Origin of the sequence: Alginatibacterium sediminis, from assembly GCF_003610775.1 — a bacterium.
In the GTDB taxonomy this organism is placed as follows: domain Bacteria; phylum Pseudomonadota; class Gammaproteobacteria; order Enterobacterales; family Celerinatantimonadaceae; genus Alginatibacterium; species Alginatibacterium sediminis.
Map to the genome: position 1 here is coordinate 1 of NZ_RAQO01000016.1, position 1,050 is coordinate 1,050.

The following is a 1,050-nucleotide window of genomic DNA, read 5'->3' on the forward strand; positions in this document are numbered from 1 at the left end:
AGGAGCAAGGAAAAGCTTAAAGCACACCCTAAGCAGGTCAAGACAATTAAGAAAAAATTGACGAACCCAACACGATATACAAAGTGACAATCCAAATTCGGGGCTTTAATTGTTGCTTGATTTACCATCTCGGAGTAGCAATAAAATTGTTTTTGTCGGAGCCTGGCAGGCGAAATGGGGATTTCGAGAAGCATTGCTTCGAGCCCATTGAGCGGGGCGAGCTCTCGGCAATGTGCTCCTGCATTGGCTACTCTCGCCATCCATGGCGAGATACGATGCCACCATATGGAAATTAGAATAAACACTGTACTGATTCATCGCAGCTAAAGGTATTTCGCAAACACGTAACTTTTACAGAGTGGATTTAATGCAATTCTGATAGACAAGTCTTTGGGATGTTAACGCCTACTTTCACAGCGAGTAAGGGAATTCGTAAAGCATAGCTTTACGCCTTGCGAGCGGGTTGAGCTCTGCGAAACCCTTAACGGCCTATAAAAGATATAGAATAATGAATCAGCGGAATGAAGGTCTTTGTGCGCAAGGTGCGTTCCCCGCAAGTGGGTTTCTGCGCTGCCGACATGGATGTCGGTAGTAGAGCAATGCAGGAGCATATTGCCGTCAGCGCTTATACGAAAAAACCCTACCGCGTTAGCGATAGGGTTTGTCGTGTAATTGGAGCCTGGCAGGTGAAATGGGGATTTCGAGAAGCATGGCTTCGAGCCCATTGAGCGGGGCGAGCTCGGCGAGTCCCTGAAGAGCTATAAAAGATAATCGGAATTGAATCATCGATGCTAAAGGTTTTCTAACGACGGAGAACTTTCACACCTGTGTTCCCCGCAAGTAGTCCTGCAACGCAGTTGCTAAAACGCAAAAAGGCCACCCGTTAAGGTGGCCTTTTTACTTTTAATAAGAGCCTGGCAGTGACCTACTTTCACATGGGGAAACCCCACACTATCATCGGCGCAATTGCGTTTCACTTCTGAGTTCGGCATGGGATCAGGTGGGGCCACAATGCTATGGCCGCCAGGCAAAAACTTGTTGTCTTAAAAA

Annotated in this window: 1 protein-coding gene and 1 rRNA gene; one reads left to right on the forward strand and one right to left on the reverse strand. The window is 47.1% G+C overall.

Annotated elements, in window-relative coordinates; genetic code table 11:
• The first annotated feature begins 521 nt into the window (after window positions 1-521).
• On the forward strand, window positions 522-728 hold the full coding sequence (locus tag DBZ36_RS20420; RefSeq protein WP_120356846.1) for a hypothetical protein: 207 nt from the start codon (window positions 522-524) through the stop codon (window positions 726-728).
• Between the two features lie 184 nt (window positions 729-912).
• On the opposite strand, the gene rrf is transcribed toward DBZ36_RS20420, so the two are convergent.
• Window positions 913-1,028 (reverse strand): 5S ribosomal RNA (gene rrf / locus DBZ36_RS20425).
• Window positions 1,029-1,050 lie beyond the last annotated feature (22 nt).

Bases quoted from the DNA above. Each gene is read 5' to 3' on its own strand.
- DBZ36_RS20420 (WP_120356846.1), top strand. From the start codon at position 522: ATGAAGGTCTTTGTGCGCAAGGTGCGTTCCCCGCAAGTGGGTTTCTGC.